General features: G+C 60.0%; 18 protein-coding genes. 12 read left to right on the top strand and 6 right to left on the bottom strand.

Going from position 1 to position 18,937, the window contains the following annotated elements:
* Positions 1-802 precede the first annotated feature (802 nt).
* From B7X49_RS11015 to B7X49_RS10990, 6 genes are all read left to right on the top strand, one after another.
* Positions 803-1,975: a hypothetical protein gene (locus B7X49_RS11015; protein ID WP_286839354.1), complete on the top strand. Its 1,173-nt coding sequence runs from the start codon at positions 803-805 to the stop codon at positions 1,973-1,975.
* A gap of 288 nt (positions 1,976-2,263) precedes the next feature.
* Positions 2,264-2,734, top strand: coding sequence for a hypothetical protein (locus B7X49_RS11010; RefSeq protein ID WP_286839351.1), 471 nt, complete (start codon positions 2,264-2,266; stop codon positions 2,732-2,734).
* A gap of 37 nt (positions 2,735-2,771) precedes the next feature.
* Complete coding sequence (locus B7X49_RS11005; protein ID WP_286839349.1) at positions 2,772-3,686, top strand: hypothetical protein; 915 nt, start codon at positions 2,772-2,774, stop codon at positions 3,684-3,686.
* Positions 3,687-4,067: 381 nt separating this feature from the next.
* Positions 4,068-4,343, top strand: a complete 276-nt coding sequence (locus tag B7X49_RS11000) for a DUF1778 domain-containing protein (RefSeq protein ID WP_265638015.1) — start codon at positions 4,068-4,070, stop codon at positions 4,341-4,343.
* Positions 4,340-4,861 (top strand): GNAT family N-acetyltransferase, encoded by a 522-nt coding sequence (locus tag B7X49_RS10995; protein ID WP_265638017.1) that lies wholly within the window; start codon positions 4,340-4,342, stop codon positions 4,859-4,861. Before B7X49_RS11000 ends, B7X49_RS10995 begins: the two co-directional genes overlap by 4 nt.
* A gap of 780 nt (positions 4,862-5,641) precedes the next feature.
* Positions 5,642-6,181 carry an EndoU domain-containing protein gene (locus tag B7X49_RS10990; RefSeq protein ID WP_286839342.1) on the top strand — a complete coding sequence of 180 codons (540 nt, stop codon included), beginning with the start codon at positions 5,642-5,644 and terminating at the stop codon, positions 6,179-6,181.
* Positions 6,182-6,313: 132 nt separating this feature from the next.
* On the opposite strand, the gene B7X49_RS10985 is transcribed toward B7X49_RS10990, so the two are convergent.
* From B7X49_RS10985 to B7X49_RS10970, 4 genes are all read right to left on the bottom strand, one after another.
* Positions 6,314-6,739 (bottom strand): PaaI family thioesterase, encoded by a 426-nt coding sequence (locus B7X49_RS10985; RefSeq protein WP_265637935.1) that lies wholly within the window; start codon positions 6,737-6,739, stop codon positions 6,314-6,316.
* Positions 6,736-7,353 carry a TetR/AcrR family transcriptional regulator gene (locus B7X49_RS10980; RefSeq protein WP_286705179.1) on the bottom strand — a complete coding sequence of 206 codons (618 nt, stop codon included), beginning with the start codon at positions 7,351-7,353 and terminating at the stop codon, positions 6,736-6,738. Before B7X49_RS10980 ends, B7X49_RS10985 begins: the two co-directional genes overlap by 4 nt.
* Positions 7,354-7,585: 232 nt before the next feature.
* The gene (locus tag B7X49_RS10975) at positions 7,586-8,245 is read right to left on the bottom strand and encodes an SOS response-associated peptidase (protein WP_286705178.1); all 660 of its coding nucleotides are present in this window, start codon (positions 8,243-8,245) and stop codon (positions 7,586-7,588) included.
* A complete protein-coding gene (locus B7X49_RS10970) occupies positions 8,238-10,334 on the bottom strand; it encodes an ATP-dependent helicase (protein ID WP_286705177.1) in 2,097 nt (698 codons plus the stop codon). The genes B7X49_RS10975 and B7X49_RS10970 overlap by 8 nt, the downstream gene beginning before the upstream one ends.
* Before the next feature lie 363 nt (positions 10,335-10,697).
* Between B7X49_RS10970 and B7X49_RS10965 the strand changes: the two genes are divergently transcribed.
* Genes B7X49_RS10965 through B7X49_RS10955 form a run of 3 tightly spaced genes read left to right on the top strand, consistent with a single transcriptional unit; the run spans position 10,698 to position 16,178 of the window.
* The gene (locus B7X49_RS10965; RefSeq protein WP_286705176.1) at positions 10,698-11,477 is read left to right on the top strand and encodes an ImuA family protein; all 780 of its coding nucleotides are present in this window, start codon (positions 10,698-10,700) and stop codon (positions 11,475-11,477) included.
* Positions 11,440-12,915, top strand: coding sequence for a DNA polymerase Y family protein (locus B7X49_RS10960; protein WP_286705181.1), 1,476 nt, complete (start codon positions 11,440-11,442; stop codon positions 12,913-12,915). The genes B7X49_RS10965 and B7X49_RS10960 overlap by 38 nt, the downstream gene beginning before the upstream one ends.
* Positions 12,912-16,178 carry an error-prone DNA polymerase gene (locus tag B7X49_RS10955; protein ID WP_286839337.1) on the top strand — a complete coding sequence of 1,089 codons (3,267 nt, stop codon included), beginning with the start codon at positions 12,912-12,914 and terminating at the stop codon, positions 16,176-16,178. The genes B7X49_RS10960 and B7X49_RS10955 overlap by 4 nt, the downstream gene beginning before the upstream one ends.
* A 426-nt stretch (positions 16,179-16,604) precedes the next feature.
* On the opposite strand, the gene B7X49_RS10950 is transcribed toward B7X49_RS10955, so the two are convergent.
* Positions 16,605-17,057, bottom strand: coding sequence for a type II toxin-antitoxin system VapC family toxin (locus tag B7X49_RS10950; protein WP_286839335.1), 453 nt, complete (start codon positions 17,055-17,057; stop codon positions 16,605-16,607).
* Entirely contained in the window at positions 17,054-17,359 is a 306-nt protein-coding gene (locus tag B7X49_RS10945) for a type II toxin-antitoxin system Phd/YefM family antitoxin (RefSeq protein ID WP_286839332.1), read from the bottom strand. The genes B7X49_RS10950 and B7X49_RS10945 overlap by 4 nt, the downstream gene beginning before the upstream one ends.
* 281 nt (positions 17,360-17,640) lie before the next feature.
* On the opposite strand from B7X49_RS10945, the gene B7X49_RS10940 reads away from it, so the two are divergent.
* The 3 genes from B7X49_RS10940 to B7X49_RS10930 form a co-directional block, all read left to right on the top strand.
* On the top strand, positions 17,641-18,198 hold the full coding sequence (locus B7X49_RS10940) for a hypothetical protein (protein ID WP_286839330.1): 558 nt from the start codon (positions 17,641-17,643) through the stop codon (positions 18,196-18,198).
* Positions 18,199-18,236: 38 nt separating this feature from the next.
* On the top strand, positions 18,237-18,530 hold the full coding sequence (locus tag B7X49_RS10935; protein ID WP_286839327.1) for a hypothetical protein: 294 nt from the start codon (positions 18,237-18,239) through the stop codon (positions 18,528-18,530).
* Between the two features lie 217 nt (positions 18,531-18,747).
* Positions 18,748-18,937 (top strand): hypothetical protein (locus B7X49_RS10930; protein ID WP_286839324.1); only part of this gene is annotated, 190 nt, incomplete at its 3' end.

Here is an 18,937-nt window from a genome sequence, read left to right as displayed (position 1 = left end):
CGCGATACCAACACCTTCAACCCGTTCGCCTCGTGCAACGCCGACGTGCTGCGCGAATTGCTGGTCAGCCAGATCGAGCGTAACCCGCAGGGTGGGGCCAACGATCCGAACGGTGTCTTCCTCTCGCGCGCGGTCGCTCTACTCGGTGCCCTGGCCCCCGTGCTGGTATGGCTGCGCGACAACCGCAACATCCCGATCGATATCGAGAAGATCCGCCTCGCCACCGAATTGCGCTCGGTCATCGCACTCGCGCTGCACTCGAAATACCGTCTGCGCGATCCCGAGGCCGGCACCTTCACCGAGATCGATCTCAAGGAGGAACCGGCGATCCCGCCCGCCTATCTATTCCCCCTGCAAGCCTATCTGGGTGAGACCGGCGGGTTCGATGTCGGCAGTTTCGGCAAGGACAGTTCCGCCGCAAAGATCGAGGAGGCGTTGCGGCGGAGCGATGAACCGGCCCGGCAGCACTCGTTCGCCGTGATGCACTTCTCCCAGACCTTCACCCAGATGGCGGTATCGCTCGGTCACATCTTCAAGGTCGAGAGCAGCGATATCGACATGCGCGACATCGTGCTCAATCGCCGGATTCTGGCGGTCAATCTCCCGACCCTGGAGAACTCAGGCGAAAGTACCGCGGCTTTGGGCAAGATCGTCGTCGCGACATTGCGCAACATGATGGCGCAGACGCTGGGGGCCGATCTCGAGGGAAATTTCGACGACATCATCGCGAACAACGCGGCCGAGTCCGCGACGCCGTTCCCGGTGATCTTCGATGAGGTCGGCTACTATGCCGTGACCTTCCATGCTCGGCAACGCCAATCTCCAGATCATCACCCGTCTGCAGGAGGGATCCGAGACGAGGAGTTATATCGAGAAGACCGCCGGCGACACCTACGTCACCCAGGCCAGCCGTTTCGATGCGACCGGATTGGGCGGCTATTCGGAAGGGATGCAGGCCGAGGTCCGCCAGGTCTCACGGGTCGATTGGCAGGATGTCCGGGGATTGATCGAGGGTGAGGCGATCATGCTCTACGGGCGCTTTCGGGTCTATGCCAAGACGTTCGATGCTGAGCCGAAGGCGCAGGGGGCCTTGCGGATCAACCGCCCGCTCGCCCTGCTGCCCGCCGCTAAGCAGTCGGGCGTAACCCGCGACGGCTGGGTCCAGGCGGCGCTCACGGCCCTGCAGGACGATCGACCGGTTGCCGCAGAACCGGGTGGTCCGTTCGAGGCGATCATCCGATCCCTGGAGCCGGCGATCAAGGCGGTGATGGTGAAAACCGGGTCGGGCGAGCTGGTAGGCGAGGCGGGCGATACCGCCATCGGCGATGCGATCACCGCGGCTCTTGCCGATCTTGATCCGGACATGCGCGCACCCGGCATCTACTATCAGGCGTTCCAGGTGTTCCCGCGCATCCCTGACGATGAAAAGGAGGGCGATGAACGGAAGCGCCCCCGCTATGATCTCAAACGCTTCATGCTCCAACGGTCCGTCATCCACCGCGATGATGCCAAAACCGCCGAAGGTAAACCGGTCGATGGCGCCGCATCCGATCAGGTGTCGTTACCGGCAGGCCGCAATCTCATGACGCTCATTCCCGATGAAGAACTACGCATCCAAGCCGCGTTGGGTGGGATTTCGGTTCGGGATTATCTCATCAGTCTGGACTATCTGGTCGAGACCTTCCGCCAGGCGATCCCACCGTCCGGATCGACGGAACAGGGCGATGCTGTCGCAATGGCAGCGCCACCGATACCACCGACACAACACAGCGCAACAACGGACGATCCGGCGGCTTCGGACGCTCGTGAGGCAGGGCAGGGGGAGGCAGGGCAGGGTGTGCAGGACGCAGCTGCGCCTGGTCAGGATGCCCCGGTCGGATCGCCGGTGTTGAATGGCGGAACTGGCGAGGATCAAAGCAAACCGGCACCGGACGATGCCACCGCCACCCAGCGACGGTTCAGCCCGGGACGATAAGCGGGAAGCGGGAGTTGCATGGATGGTCCGCCTTACGCGATCGAGCACGCTGTAATCTGCGACATCGTGCCCGACTCAAGCGGTATCTCATCTTGCCGCACGCCCTTGCCACTGGCGCTATCGCTGTGATCACGGTTCCTTCAGTAACCGCCTCGGCAGGTTTGGGGTGGTCCCCGGCGGGATGGGTGGTGCGATCAACATCCCACACGATCAGGGCATCGGTCTGGATGATCCGGGTGAGTTGCCAATCAGGCGCTTTGAAAATAAATCTTTCTTCAGGGACGGAAAATGGAGCGTATGGGAATGTTCGTCATCCGAGTCAGTCTCATGGGGCTCGTCGTGGCCATGCTGACCTCGGCATCGGGTGAAGCGGCGCTTCCTGCCCAACCAATCCCCCGTGCCGTCTATGTCGGCGTCCAGTTGTTCCGGAAATACGATCAGACCGGCGGCATGGCTCAGGTCGTACAGGCCGTGAATGGATGCTATCGCGTGATGGCACCATCCCCCGGGCTGACGCTTGGCAAGATCGAGTGTCTGGGTGAGGATTCCGCCGCCTATGAGATGTCGATCGCGATGACCCGGGCTCATGGTTTCCCGCCACTCCCGTTTTACACCCAGGCACAGTTCTTTGGCCGAACCCTCACCGTTCTCAGAAACGCGGGCATCCACCCGTCCTCTGAACGAAAACATCTGATGTCGAGCATTCTCCTGATGAGCGGTCAGGATTATCGTGAGATCGCGGGGCCGGTGGCTCAGTGAGCGGCCCAGCAATGAAGATCGGGCTTTCGGTAAAGTAATGCAAAAAGGTAAATCGCCGAAACTGGTAACTCTGCGGAGATCTTTCGTCGCGGGCCACATACTGTGGACCGAAGATGAACTTCATACGCCGATCGTCGGCGAGGATCGCAATCTGGGCGGCAATCTCCTCGGGTATGAACCGCACGGGCCGGACCTGCCACTTCTCTTTGATTTGCTGGGGCCGTGTGTATTCTTTGACTTGAAACGATTTGTGGTTCGTCGCGCCGGGTTCAAATGTGAGGTGTGTGGCAGGACTAATTTTCATCGGCCATTCGATCGGTGGGTCTATGACAAACGGCGGAAAATACGAACGCTGCGTCGGCTGATGTGCCTTTGTAAGCAGTGTCACATTGCGAGCCTACGCAAGTTCGACCGGCCGCTTCATCCTCTGGATCCGAGAGATTATCAGATGCGGACCTTCCGGGGCATCACCCATGAACAACTCGAGATCTATGCGGCGGAACAAAAAAAGCTCCATGAGAGTCTGGAGAAGATCAAATGGAAGTCTGATCTCTCGATCCTGACCCAACGCGCCTATGTGGGTTTACCTGAACCCGATGACCGGTTGATCCTTAACTATCCAGATCCGCCGATAAAGCCGCCGGCCGATCGCATAGTCGTTCGTTTTAAGACTCGGGAAGTCAACTCGCCCTATCGCCCTTTTAGGTCCTTTACAACAGAGGAACCGGCGATGGCCGAAGCAAAGAAATTATGGCCTCTGCTCGAGGAATATACGGCGAAACAGATCTCGGAGATCACGGGGATAGATTTATTTCGACTGCATCATACTCTGGGATCGCGACGGGTGGCTGCAGGTGTCGTACCCATTCCGAAAGCGACAAAGCTGGCGGATGAAGGCAAGGACAAAAAGCGCCGGCGCAGGAAGGCCAAGAAGAAAAACAAAAATTCTTGACCGAAATGTTTTTAGATCGACGTCAGCGGTTCACCGGGATGACCCTTACCCTTCGGGGATGATGGCTCAATTCGCATTAGCAATGCACGCGGGCCTGAATTCAGCAGACCTGCGGTTGTGGCGAGGACGGCTCAAGGCGAGGGGGGTCGAGGAAGGTCGACGAGAGGATACCATCGTAATTTCACTTAAATCAAAATGGTCCGTCGCAGATTTTCGGATAAGCGCGACATATTCCAAAAACAGAAAGTCTTTGAAATCTCGGACGTATCGATTTTTGCACGGATGATAGAGGACATTATCACATAAAAGATTGTGACCGGTACAAAGCTTGTTGTACGGCTTCATTCCGTATACTAGAGTTAGAGAAAGTAAGGAGTTCTCATGCCACGCCCTCACACTGAAACCGGTCGCGTCGAATTGCGGCTCCGGCCCGAAGACAAGGCGACGCTCACACGCGCCGCGTCGCTCCGACGGCTTGACCTGACCGGCTATATTCTTGGCGCCGTGCTGCCGAAGGCTGCGGCGGAAGTCGCCGAAGCCGAACGACTCACGCTCTCCGAGCGCGACTCGATGCGCGTTCTTGCCCTTCTCGAAAACCCGCCCGCCGCGCCAGATCGTCTTGTGCGGGTTGCAAAGGCTGGCCTCACGCTCCGATGACTGCCCTTGTCTGGGAGGAAGCGGCGATTACTAAGCAGCATAATCGCGCGGGTTTCGATTGCGGAGATGCCGACCTTAATCTCTATGTGCGGAAATTTGCCCGGCAAAACCACGAAAGCGGCGGTGCCAAGTGCTTTGTCGCTGCCCCAGCCGACACGCCTGCGCGCATCCTCGGTTTTTACACGCTCAGCCCCGCCTCGCTTGAATATGCCCGCACGCCCACGCTCGCGAAAAAGGGCCTTGGGCGCTATGACGTGCCGGTGTTTCGGCTCGGCCGCCTGGCAGTCGATAACAGCGTGCAGGGCCGGGGGCTGGGCGGCGCTCTGCTGCTTCGTGCCGCTGACCGCTGCATTCGTGTAGCGCAGGATGTCGGCGGCGTTGCCCTGCTGATCGACGCAAAAGGCGACCGTGCCGCCAGATGGTATGAATCCTATGGCGCGCTTCGCCTGGAGGACGCGCCGCTATCGCTCGTTCTGCCGCTTGCGGTTGCCGCCGATGCGCTTGGACGGGCGAGATAAGACGGCTGCGGCCTAGTGAGGAATTGCGGTCTTATCTTTTGCAAGCCGGAACCCTTTAGTCGGGCTAGGTTTTTGGGAGCTATCGAAAGCCTTCAATTTCAGAAACAACTTAAGCGGGTATCCATATGAATATCCTATCCTCAAGACCCTGGAATAGGCATATTTTCGATGCCGCCTAATCGCTATAACGTCACGGCGATGCTGCGATGCACAAAAAGTGATTTCACCAATCGACGTGGTTGTACCATATTAGGGGCAAGCAATGGCGACGATGTCGTTTTGCTTTTTTGACGTTTCCTCCCTGAACTCGGCGGCACGAAAGTGCTGCCTCTTTTTTTGTCTCACGCCTTGAAATCTCTTGCCGCGGTTGGCCCACATCGCGGACGACCTGACCAGCGATCGGCAATGGCCATTAATCCGATCAACGTGCCCACAGGAGGGCGAGCCTCTATGGGGAATGGCCGCAATTGGTGGAGAGCTGCCGCCCTGCTTCCACGCCGTCGGAAAGAGAAGCGGACGCTCCGCCTATGGCAAGTGCTGGCCGTAAACGGCCGGTCCGGTTTCGACTGAGAAATTAATATAGCGGGCATTTAACCCCGCAGGCGTCACCCTGACAGGAGATCATGGCGGGAAGGAAGACGACAAAGATGAGCGCACACCATCTGCGAGCTGACGGCGGACCTGCGGCGGCGTCATTGATCCGGCCATCTTGCGTATCAAAATCAAAGCGACTATCTCAGGTTGCCGGGATGATTGTAGAGTTGTGGGAGATCTATTGCGGTGTCACAAGGTGCAAAAACGGACATAATCAACGAGAAGAAAAGCCTGCCGAAGGCCGATAAATTTAAAAAGGGCGAACCGAACTTCGCGATGACTTTCAATAGTCATGTCATGGATGGCGTGTTTCATGGATCACAAATCAATGGCTTGCACTGCTTGCAACTGAAGATCGCTGCAGGCAAGCTGATCACCAAAGCCGGGGTTGTGACTGATCTGCGCTTCAATAAGGTCTACAAAGCTTCGGTCACGATCGGCAATGGGACAAAACTGGGGACATTCTTCCCAGACGATTGGTCGATCGAAAAAGTCAAAACGACCGTTACCGAGGCCTGGCGGGATTGGAAGACGTTCGGCAATTCCGATAAGTCTTCGTCGATCTATAAGGGTCTCAAAGAAAAATATGGTCTGTCGTGGGTCGGGCTAGCGGTTTTCAAGGACGGAGGCGCCGAACAAAAACTTTGGATTGGCGCCAAAGGTGCCGGTGAGGGAGACAAGCCGATCTTGACGGCGTTTCCTGCGGTCAACAACAAGTTTTTTTAGGTCTTTTGCGCACAGCCTGTTCAGCAGGCGGGCTGACAAGAAGCGCAAAGCCGCCGATCGATCGACAGCGGTGGTTGGGACGAAGGCGGTTCGCCTTGCGGGATCAATCGCGAGACTGTAGCGATCAGTGGTCTATGTCATAAAAACGGTGGCGAGCGCCGTAGCCACATGCGTGTTGTGGTCATCGGTTTGCGCGTGGATATCGGCGGCGACGATAACCAGCGTGCGGCCCGATTTGACGACGCGCGCGTGGCAGCTGAGCTTCGCGCCCTTCGTCGGGGCAAGAAAATTGACCTTGAATTCGCTGGTAACAGGACGCGAAACTCCTGGCGCGATTGTCGCTGCGGCGATCGCGCTGGCATTATCGATCAAATAGGCAGACACGCCTCCGTGGAAATAACCGTAATGCTGCAATAGCTCCGGCCTTGCGTCGACCTCGACTAAACACTGACCCGGCTCCAGCGATTGGAGCCGCGCGCCCACTAGACGCGTGAAACCCTGGGCCGCGACAGCATGTTGGATTTGCTGGCGCAAAGCCTCAAACTCTGTTCCACTCATGGCGCTTCCTTCCTTGCTGCTGTTTGGGCGGCGCTGGTAAACAGCGCCGCGATCTGCCGGCTGATCTCGCGAATGACATCGGCGTTTCCTTCAGCGCGCGTCATCAGTAAGGCGCCCTCCAGCGACGCGATAGCGAGGCGCCCCAAAGACCGGGCAGAGCGGGGATCAACGCCGTCATTTTCAAGGTCGCGCGCGAAAATCGCGGCCCAGTCATTGAACGCAGCGGCGCCGAGCGACGCGATCTCACCGGAATCCGGCGCAAGCTCCAGCACTGTCGTAGCGATTGGGCATCCCTCCCGGCACCCTGAGGCTTCCATCCAGCCTGCGAGCAAAGTGCCGTATTCAATGAGCCGGTTCGCCGCTGTCGGCGCGTCAATGGCGCTCAATGACTGCGACGCGACGTGCGTGGCATAGGAGATCACCGCTCGAGCAATTTCCTCTTTGCCGCCGGGAAAGAAATGGTAGAGCGATCCCTTTGGTCCACCAGCGAGGCTGACGATATCGGCGATCCCGGTCGCGTTATAGCCGCGAACACGAAACAGTTCGGCAGCAGCGCGAATAAAACGGTCGCGCTGCGGAGAGGGTCGGTCGGATATAGCCCGTGTGACTTTCATCGTGTTCGGTAAAATTATACAGACCGTTCTACTATCTGGTCCTCGACCGAAAGGGAAGCGAAAAATGAATGGCGGGTTCTAGCAAGGGGGGGTGCTCCTTTGCACCCCACCGCTCTTGTACGCCTCTTCAAGGGTCCGCTATCAGGTAACAGCAAACCCGCCGAGAATGTCCGCCATGCAGCGCGAAGCTGCCAACTTTTCTCGGCCCAAAGCAATCACCGGTAAAGTTCAATCACTCCCCGTCGTGGTTCGTCCCATCGTGACGCTCACCCTTTGCTACGATAACGAGTTTGGCATCCGACAAAGGCCGTTGCAGTCCCGCCGCCTCGGACCACGGCGCCCGCATCCAGACGTCCATTTCCTCGGGGGTCGTGAGGATAACTGGCATGGCTTTCGGGTGGATCGGGCGGACGATGCCATTTGGTTCCGTCGTGAGAAACCCGAAGAGCCGATGCTCACCCTCGATCGGGTTTGCCTTTGTGCCTCGTTTGCCGCGCCAGTCCGTCCAGAGACCGGCGAACGCGAAGAGCGGCCGGGTCTGGTCGAGCGCGAACCAGACGGGGGTTTTCTTCGGCTTGGTGTCTTGCCATTCGCTGAACGAGGTCGCCGGCACGAGACACCGGTGCTGTGGCGGGAGCCAGCGCCGCCAATGTGGGCTGGCTGTGTTGCGGATATTGGTCACCGGCGCACCGCCGAATTGCTGTGGACCCGGCATACCCCACCGCATCATTGTCAGTTCGCGCTCGCCATCAGGTGAATTGCGAACCACTGGGGCCAATGTATCGGGGAAGATAGCCGGAAGGGGCGGCAAATTGCCCGTGGTGTCGAGCATGGCGCGGGTCAATTCGCGGATTGCCTGCTGGCCTTTCGTGACGCTGAAGAGGTTACACATTTTGCGCACCCGAACGCCACATGCCCCGCATCCGCGCTCCGAGATCAACACGTGGCACTGGGCTGATCGGTTTTGCGTTGGTGGCGCCAACGACTGCAGGGGGCCAGTTCGTCATGTCGAACAGATGGACGATGGCGTTCGGTATGAACCGTGTCCGCGCGGCGTAGACGTGCCGGTCACCGTAGGCGGCCTGGCCATGCACAAAGAACCGCTGCGGGATCATCAGATGCAGATCATCCTTGGCACGGGTCATGGCGACGTAGAGCAGGCGGCGTTCTTCCTCGATCTCCTGCGATTGCCCGGTGCCCAGATCGGACGGCATGCATCCGTCAACCACGTTCAGGACGAAGACCGACCGGAACTCCTGCCCCTTGGCGGAATGGATGGTCGAGAGATTGAGGTAATCCTCGTCGAGGAGCGGTATCCCAGCCTGATCGCTGGTCGCGTCCGGCGGATCGAGCGTCAGTTCGGTCAGGAAGCGTTCGCGTGACGGATAGCCGCCGGCGATTTGCTCGAGCTGGATCAGATCGGCAAGCCGAACGCTGGCGTCTTCGTGCATGCGGTCCAGGTGCGGCTCGTACCAGCGACGGATCAGCTCAAGTTCGCTTGGCCAGTTGGCGGCGTGTGACCGCAGCAACTGGATGGTTTCGATGAAACCTGTCCAAGCGCTGCCGACGCGCGCGGGTGCTGGCGCGTCACCCAGGGCGCCGATCGGATCGGCGGTCCCGATCATGTGGTCCATCACATTTGCGGCCGAGGTCGGACCGACACCAGGTAGTAATTGCATCACCCGGAAGCCAGCGACGCGGTCACGCGGGTTTTCGACCCAGCGCAGAACCGCGATGACGTCCTTGATGTGTGCGGAATCCAGAAACTTCAGGCCACCGAATTTGACGAACGGGATGTTTCGCCGGGTCAGTTCGACCTCGAGGGCGCCGCTGTGATGGGATGTGCGGAACAGAACGGCCTGCTGCTTGAGCGTAATACCCGCCTCGCGGTTCTCCAGCACCCGCTCGACGATGAAGCGGGCCTGATCGGCATCATCGCGGACATGGACGAGCTGCGGTAGAGTTTCGGTCGTCCGCTCGCTCCAGAGGTTTTTGGTGAACCTCTCCTTGGCGAGCCCAATGACCCCGTTTGCCGCGGCAAGTATCGCGGCGGTCGACCGGTAATTCCGCTCCAGCGTGATGATTTCAGCCGCGGGACTGAACGCTCCAGGAAAATCGAGAATGTTGCGCACGGTCGCACCGCGAAAGGCGTAGATCGACTGCGCATCGTCGCCCACCACCGTTAGACCCCGACCGCCGGGTTTCAGCGCCAGCAGGATCGAGGATTGCAGCCTGTTGGTGTCCTGATACTCGTCGACCAGAACGTGATCGAAGCAGCCGCCGATCTCCTCTGCCAGAGCTGGTTCGCTGACCATCTGTGCCCAGTAGAGCAACAGGTCATCGTAATCGAGCACATTCTGCCGCTGTTTCGCCTCGACATAGGCGCCGAATAGCTGTTGCAGTTCGGCCTCCCAAGACGAGCACCAGGGAAAACTGGTGGGCAGCACCTCATCGAGCGACAATTCGGTGTTCACGCAGCGGGAATAGATCGAAAGACAGGTGCCTTTGGTCGGGAACCGGCGTTCGGTCTTCGAAAAACCCAGCTCATGCCGGGCGAGGTTCATCAGATCGGCGGAATCTTCTCTGTCATGGATCGTGAACGCCGGATCCAATCCGATCTGTTCGGCGTAGTCCCGTAGCAGCCGAGCCCCGATGCCGTGGAAGGTGCCCGCCCAAGTCAGGGCATCCGTCATGGTCCCTGTTTTCCCGCCGAAGGCCTGAGCCGAGATGCGTTCGGCGCGGCAGGTCATCTCGGCAGCGGCGCGGCGTGAGAAACTCATCAACAGGATGCGGCGTGGATCGACGCCGTTGACGATCAGATGAGCGACCCGATGCGCCAGCGTGTTGGTCTTGCCCGATCCCGCGCCGGCGATCACCAACAGCGGCGCGCCGATATGCGTCGTCGTGGCGGGATCGATGCCATGGACGACCGCGCTTCGTTGCTCGTCATTGAGTTTATCCAGATAGGCCGCGGCGGTCACTTTCGGTCCCCTTACGGTGTCAGGACTGACTATCCGATTTTCCTGTTTTGTTCGCAAGTGTTAACACGTCGACCGAACCGCCCGATGGGTGCCCAGATGAGCACAGGCGACCTGCACACCGACGCTCCTCAAAAAATTTGATTGGTCCGCGCGATACAGCGAGTGCGGCCAGCGAACCGTTCATTGTCAACGAGATGCACCCGGGACCTCATTGGATAACTCAAGTCGATCACGACCGACATCCTGCATCATAGCGCCAACGCCCGTTTTGCTCGCTTGACTCGCGGTAAGCGATGAGAACAAATAACGAACATTATGATCTCCCCCGAAAGGCTAATCCACGAAGTGCAGACAACGCCCACCATGAATGCGTTACGCGAGACAATCCGGCGGATCGAAGCTGGCAGGAAGCGCGCGTCGGCCATTCTGCCGTTCGGGGTGGCAGAACTCGACGCGCGGCTGCCCGGTGGCGGGCTGGCCATGGGCGCACTGCATGAGGTTGCCGGAGGCGGTAACGGCGCGATCGATGGCGCCGCGGCCGCGTTGTTTGCAGCCGGGATCATGGCACGCACCAAAGGGCCGGTGTTGTGGTGCCTGACGCGACCTGATCTGTTCGCGCCGGCCATCGCCCAGGCCGGTCTGTCGGCCGATCGGGTGATCTATGTCGAGGCGGGCGATGAAACCTCGGTGCTGACCTGTTTCGAGGAGGGTTTGCGTCATGGCGGGCTGGGCGGCGTGGTCGCTGAGCTTGGCCGGCTTTCGATGACCCATTCACGGCGATTGCAACTGGCGGCGGAAAGTTCGGGCACGCCGGGGATCGCGCTGCGTCGCTGGCGACGCCAGGCCGATGCCAGTGATTTCGGGCAACCGACCGCCGCAACCACGCGATGGCGGGTGAGCGTCCTGCCCTCGGCGCCATTACCGGTGCCGGGGATCGGGCGGCCACGCTGGCATGTCGAGTTGATCCGGTGCCGGGCTGGCGAGAGTGCCGATTTTGAAGTGGAGGCATGCGATGCCCAGGGTCGTCTCGCTGTTTCTGCCGAACTGGCCGATCGATCGATACAATCGGGAGCGGCGCGCCTCGGCTCCACCGCCCGGGCAGCCGATGCCGGGGCTCACGGATACCGCACCGCCGTCGCCTGAGACACCACTGATCCTTGCCGGTCGGGACGGCAATCGACGGATCGTTTTCGCAGCCAACGATGTGGCGCAAGACCTCGGCCTGCGGATCGGCATGCCAGTGACCCAGGCACAGGCTCTGATTCCGGGCTTAACGGTCACGGACGCGGAGCCGTTGGTGGATATGGCAGGGCTCGAACGCCTGGCGCTATGGGCGCTGCACCGCTACGCGCCGATTGTCGCGGCCGATCTGCCGGACGGGTTGGTTATCGATGCGACCGGCGCAGCCCACCTCCTGGGCGGCGAGGCAGCGATGTTACACGACATGGTCGCCCGCTTGGCCGCTGCCGGCGTGACCGCACGCGCCGCGATGGCGGATAGCTGGGGGGCGGCGCATGCGCTGGCGAGGTTTGTCGCGAAGCCGATGTTCGTCGCACCCGCAGGCCAGTCACGCGACATCGTGCTCACATTGCCAATCGCCGCCCTGCGCTTGCCGGCAGAGATGATCGCCGGTTTGCGCAGGCTGGGGTTCGAACGGATCGGCGAACTTGCCGATCAACCGCGCGCGCCGCTCGCCCTGCGGTTCGGCCCGCAATTGCACCGCCGGTTGGATCAGGCGTTCGGCACATTGGCAGAGGCGATCGAAGCGGCGCGGCCGCCGGATTTGATTGAGGTACGCCGGAATTTCGCCGAACCGATCGGCGCGGCGGAGACCATCGCCCGCTATACCGGCATCCTGGTCGCTGAACTCTGCACCATGCTGGAAGCCAAAGGGCTCGGCGCGCGACAACTCGATCTGGTGTTTCATCGGGTCGATGCGCAGTCCCAGGCGATCCGCGTCGGCACCGCGTTGCCGGTGCGGAATGTCAAACGCTTGACCCGACTGCTCTGCGACAAGATCGAGACGATCGATCCTGGCTTCGGGATCGAGATCATGACGCTCTGCGCCGCACGATCCGAACCGTTCGGGCCGAAGCAGTTGACGTCGCTACTCGCGGATGAGCCGGAGACCGACATCTCGGATCTGATCGATACCATCGCCAACCGGGTTGGCGGCGACCGGCTCTATCGGTTTGCACCAGTAGCGAGCGATGTGCCGGAACGCTCCCTGAGCCGGATCGCGGCGACCGCGCCGCCGACCAAAACCAGTTGGCCGGATCATTGGCCCCGGCCGACGCGACTGCTGCCAAGCCCCGAACCGATCGAGACCGTTGCGTTGCTGCCCGACCATCCGCCGGTCAATTTCACCTGGCGCGGCATTCGCCGCCGCGTCAAACGCGCCGACGGACCCGAGCGGGTATTTGGTGAATGGTGGAAACGCGACGCCGAGTTGATCGCGGTGCGGGATTACTTTCGGATCGAGGATGACGCCGGCGAGCGGTTCTGGGTGTTCCGGGCGGGGGATGGCGAGGATACCGCCACCGGCTCGCATCGGTGGTTTCTGCACGGGATATTCGGATGAGCCCCGATGCCGCCTATGTCGAGCTGCAGTGCACCTCGCATTTCAGTTTCCTGCGCGGTGCCAGTTCCTGCGACGAGTTATTCGCCCAGGCGGCCCATCTCGGCCTCGCAGCCTTGGCCATTACCGATCGCAATAGCCTCGCCGGCATCGTGCGCGCCCACGTCGCGGCCAAGGCCAGCGACATCCGCCTGATCGTCGGTTGCCGGCTCGACCTGACCGATGGCACGGCGCTGCTGGTCTATCCTACCGACCGCCCGGCCTACTCCCGGCTCTGCCGCCTGCTGTCCCTGGGCAAGCAACGGGGGGGCAAGGCGCAATGCCGGCTCGATTGGTCCGATCTGGTGGCCTATGCCGAGGGTCTGATCGCCGTACTTATCCCTGAGGAGGCCGACGACGCCTGTGTGCGCAATCTCCGCCGCCTGGCTCAGTCGTTCGGTGATCGCGCCTATCTGGCACTGACCCTGCGACGCCGGCCCAACGATGCGCTGCGGTTGTTCGAACTGTCGAACCTGGCCGCGCGCGCAAAGGTGCCGACCGTTGTGACCAACGACGTGCTGTTCCACGCCAGGAACCGGCGCATCCTGCAGGATGTCGTTACCTGCATCCGTCACGGCTGCACGATCGATGAGGCCGGGTTTCGGCGGGAACGCCATGCCGATCGCTACCTGAAACCGCCGGCGGAGATGTCCCGGCTGTTCAGCCGCTATCCTGAGGCACTGGCCCGCACCCAGGAGATTGCGGATCGGTGCCGGTTCTCGCTCGACGAACTCCGTTACCAATATCCCGATGAAAATGTGATCCAAGGCCGCACCGCGCAGGAAGCCTTGACGCAACTCACCTGGGAGGGTGCCGCGCAACGCTACCCGGCCGGGGTGCCTGCCGAGGTCGTCACCATCCTCAAGCATGAACTCCGCCTGATCGAGACGCTCGACTACGCGCCGTATTTCCTGACGGTGAATTCAATCGTCCGCTTCGCCCGCAGCCAGGGCATTCTCTGCCAGGGGCGCGGCTCGGCGGCCAATAGCGCGGTCTGCTTCGTGCTCGGCATCACCTCGATCGATCCGGAGCGCAACGACCTGCTGTTCGAACGGTTCATCTCCGAGGAACGGCGCGAACCGCCCGATATCGATGTCGATTTCGAGCACGAACGCCGAGAGACCGTCATGCAATGGGTGTTCGACACCTATGGCCGCGATCACGCAGCCCTCTGCTCCACCGTGATCCGTTACCGGACCAAAGGGGCGCTGCGCGACGTCGGTAAGGCGCTCGGCCTGCCGGAAGACCTCATCACCGCACTGAACGCCCAAGTCTGGGGTTGGTCGGAAGACGGCATCGAACCCAAACACACCGCGGAACTGAACCTCAACCTCGAAGACCGTCGCCTGAAACTGGCGATCGATCTGGCGCGGGAATTGATCGGCACGCCGCGCCACCTTTCGCAGCATCCCGGCGGCTTCGTGCTGACCCGCGACCGGCTCGATGAGTTGGTCCCGATCGAACCCGCTGCGATGGACAACCGACAGATCATCGAGTGGGACAAGGACGATATCGACGCGCTGAAATTCATGAAGGTCGATTGCCTTGCCTTGGGCATGCTTTCTTGCATGAAGCGCGGGTTCGACCTGCTCGCACAGCACAAGGGAATCGAACTCGACCTCGCCACCATTCCCGCCGAAGATCCGCGTACCTATGCGATGATCCGCCGCGCCGATACGCTGGGAACGTTCCAGATCGAAAGCCGCGCGCAGATGGTGATGCTGCCGCGGATGAAGCCGCGCACCTTCTACGACCTGGTCATCGAAGTCGCGATCGTCCGACCCGGGCCGATCCAGGGCGACATGGTGCATCCGTATCTGCGCCGGCGCGAGGGTAAGGAGGCGGTGGTCTATCCCAAGCCGGAGCTTGAAAGAGTGCTCGGCAAAACCCTCGGCGTGCCGCTGTTTCAGGAACAGGCGATGCGCGTGGCGATCGAGTGCGCCGGCTTCACCGCGACCGAGGCGGATCAGCTCCGCCGCTCGATGGCGACGTTCAAATTCACTGGCGGTGTTTCGCATTTCCGCGACAAGCTGGTGAGCGGCATGGTCGCCAACGGCTACGAACAGGCATTTGCCGAGCGCACCTTCTCGCAACTCGAAGGCTTCGGCAGCTACGGTTTCCCGGAATCCCACGCAGCCTCCTTCGCATTGATCGCCTATGCATCCTCCTGGCTGAAATGCCACCACCCGGACGTGTTCTGCGCTGCCCTGCTGAACGCCCAGCCGATGGGCTTCTACGCGCCAGCGCAGATTGTGCGCGATGCGCGAGACCATGGTGTCGAGATCAGACCGGTCTGCGTCAATGCCTCCCGCTGGGACTGCACGCTGGAGCCCGCCCATGACGAAAGCCGGTTTGCCGTCCGTCTGGGCCTGCGCATGGTGAAGGGGATCGCCAATTGTCACGTTGCAACACTGATCGCCGCCCGCGCCAACCACCCCTTCACCTCTGTCGATGATCTCTGGCGCCGCGCCGGCATCCCGACGGCTGCGCTGGTGCAGATGGCCGAGGCGGATGCGTTTCTGCCATCGTTGAAACTCGCGCGGCGCGATGCGCTTTGGGCGATCAAGGCATTGCGCGACGAGGCGTTGCCTTTGTTCGCAGCCGTCGCCAATCGCTCCGATCAGCCGGTTTCGGAACTCCAGGAACCGGTCGTTGCCTTGAAACCACTGACCGGGGGTGGCGAGGTGGTCGAGGATTACACCCATCTGGGCCTATCCCTGCGCTCTCACCCGGTAGCCTACCTGCGCGACGAATTACGGCACCAGAAAATCATCCCCTGTGACCAACTCATGTCCGCGCGCGACGGCAAATTCTTGGAAACCGCCGGGATCGTACTGGTCCGCCAGCGGCCCGGTTCGGCCAAGGGCGTCATGTTCATCACCATCGAAGATGAAACCGGCATCGCGAATCTCGTCATCTGGCCAAATCTCTACGAAAAACAGCGGCGCATCATTCTGTCCTCCGGCATGATCGCGGTTTACGGTCAGGTCCAGCGGGAGGGTGAGGTCGTCCATCTCATTGCCCATCGCCTGGCCGATATGTCGGCCGCTCTCGCGAGCATCGGCGGTCGCGAAGCGGTATTTCCGATATCGCGTGGACACGGCGATGGTGCGAAATCCGGTGGAGGTTCCGATCCGCGCGAGACGCTCGGACGAGCGCCCCGAGATATTTTTGTTCCGGATCGGCATATCGATGGGATCAAGGTGAAGACGCGGGATTTCAGGTGAGTGGGCACGGTGTTTCCGCCCAACGATCCGACCGACGGAGGAAACTGGCTACGCCTGAGACACTTGAACCGACCGGTGCGAGTCCTGATAGGATAGGTGCGACAGCGGTCGACTGTAACGGCATGGTAGGCAAATTCGGCAGCCCGTTAAGGAAATCAGGAGAAAAGCGACCTTAGCCTGATGGCTTGATCTGGCCGATAGCTGCCTGACGGCTCTGGACCAGGAATTTAGGTAAGCGGACATTGCTGGCCGGTAGGTGAGCTGGCGGGTTTCGACCAAAGCCGGTCGCCTGTGGCCTAATATGTTTAATCTGAAACCGGACGTTGCGGGAGGGTCTGCGACGGCAGTTTGACGCCCGAAAGCGTACTCTGCGGTCTGGCGGAAATCACCGTTCCTCCGAATGTGCCGTTGCCCGAAATGAAGCGGTCAGGCCAGAATAAACGCAGATGGATCGTCTTCCCACGGATTGAAGATCGCCGCTCCGCTAAACTGCACGTCCTTCGTATTGCGCGTCACCAGAAACAGTTCATTCTCGATCGCTGTGGCTGCCAGCAGTGTATCGATCACACTTGGGGCGTGCCCCGTGCTACGCTTCACATATCCTGATATTTTACCCCACTGGCGCACGATATTGTCGTCTACCGAGATGATACGACCCTTGAACCGTGCTTCCAGGGCGTCACGCGCCGCGATATATCGAGACCGTTCCGCGTGGTCGACCGGGAGATTATGGATACCCTTATCGTACTCTCCCAGCGTCAGGATGCTTATAAACAGTAGATTTTCCGGCTGCGTTGAGGCCCAGGATTTTACACTCGGCGCGCCATTTGGATTTATGAGGGCAGCGATGACATTGGTATGCAGCAACCAGCCGATCACAGTTCGACGTCTCGGCCCTGGTCCTGGTCTCGAACCAACCACAATCCGTCGAGATGCAGCCCCTCCAGGAACGTGACGAGCGGCACCCGTGGATTTGCCGGCATCAGACGTTCCAGTTCCTCGACGCTCATCACGACGACCGCATCCTTGCCCCTAACGCTCACACGTTGCGGGCCTTCGTTGCGCGCGAGACGCACGACTTCGCTGAAGCGTGCCTTGGCATCTTCTAGTTTCCACCCCCGGCCTGGATGCGCAGAGCGGTCAGCGCCACCTAGTTTTTTCCGGCGAGGGGTTTTGATCATCGCAGTCAATACCTTCTGAATCTAGTCAGATAGTCAGGAGGTACTGCATAGGCGAGAAACACAGGCGATGCAACAGACCTGATCAAGCGAGGTCATCTCAGTTTGAATTTCAGGTTTCGACCTCAACCCCGCCATTGTGAGGCGGCAAGGCGAAGCCCAAGGCCGGTCATTCGTAGGCATCGGTTTGCATCGGCGTTGAGGATATATCGTGGCATAAATCGGAAGTGCGAATAGCCTGGCCGGGCCAGCGGCCCAAGCTTGGCCGACGAAAGAGGACTGCTATGCCAATCATCAGAGTCTATGCCCCAGACCAGTCGCCGGAAAGCAAGGGTAGCGATCCGAACACGGCTGCAGCGGTAATGGGAGCCATGCTGGTGAAAGCGTCGGAGCCCATCGAAATGCTTCCGGTAAAGCCTGCACAGGCAAAGACCGAAAAGACCCGGCCGGGCAACCCAAACCGCTTGACGCTCCGTCAGCATGTCTTTCCAACAAAAAGCATTAGCCGGTTCGGAAATCAAAATGGGCTTATTTCCGTGCATGATCTCATCCGCAAACAGGTTTTCAATGCCAAGCCGACCAATGTGATTTTTTGTGCAGATCGCGCGTGGGATCAGCGCACTGAAAGGGAAATGAAGACAATCGAGGACAGATTTCAGAGTCTTATCGCGCCCGTAGTCGCGGGCTTATCAAGACAATTCCTCAAGATCAAAGGGAGATCATTGATCAAATGTATGCCCTATGGTTCATGCGCCCCCGCTATCGAGAACTCACACAGCAAGAAATCCATCTGCACGGAGGTGTCGGGAGCAAGCTCACAAAGGGTCAAGAGGAAAATCTAGAGACCAACGGTTATCTATTTGTCCGAGAAGGGGGAGCGATGCCTGCCCGCCAGCTTAATGGCCTGCAGATCATGCTTTGGGTTTATGGATACGCCAGAGATCTAGAAAAAAGCATTAAGAGATGGGGCGTTATTGAGGCCCAGTCTGGGGAATTCATCGTCCCAGATATACCATTTCACACGATCTTGCCGATCACTCCGCGTCTGGCTCTGGTCAATTTAGAACAGGATGGGCAGATCACAGAGCAAAACTTGGCCCAGATAAACCAGGCAATGAAAGCAAGCAGTCAATCTTATTTTTTCGCCCGTGATTTATTCAACTGCCCGCTTTAGTTGCGTCACAAGCAGCTTGGGAAACGCTGTTTTGTCGAGAGGCATGCCTACAAGCTGTCAGGTCATTTACGCCCAACCAGGCGGTCAGCAGAATGTCCGTTACTCAATCCATCGCCCCAGGAACCGACCGGCAGAAATCCACCCAACCCCGCCGATCGGCGCCGAGACCGCGAATAGCCGCTTCGGAGAAACTGAGTTGTCCGCCTAAACGACGGGGATGAGCGCAAAGCTGCCGGCCTGTCTTCTGCTGGAGTTGGCCGAAAGCGGTCACAAACTCGCGGACGCCGCGGCTCAACGCGAGTCACGGGGTGCCCTTGCTTCGCCGCAGTTGGTCCACCGCAGCCCTGGCAACGCTCTGAAACATCTCCCGGCCAACCGCACATTGCCGACCCATTTGCTTGTCAAGT

Origin of the sequence: Acidiphilium sp. 34-64-41 (assembly GCF_002282635.1) — a bacterium.
GTDB classification, from domain to species: domain Bacteria; phylum Pseudomonadota; class Alphaproteobacteria; order Acetobacterales; family Acetobacteraceae; genus Acidiphilium; species Acidiphilium rubrum.
Note: the sequence above shows the minus strand (reverse complement) of the source record. Positions and strands in the feature narration are given on the sequence as shown.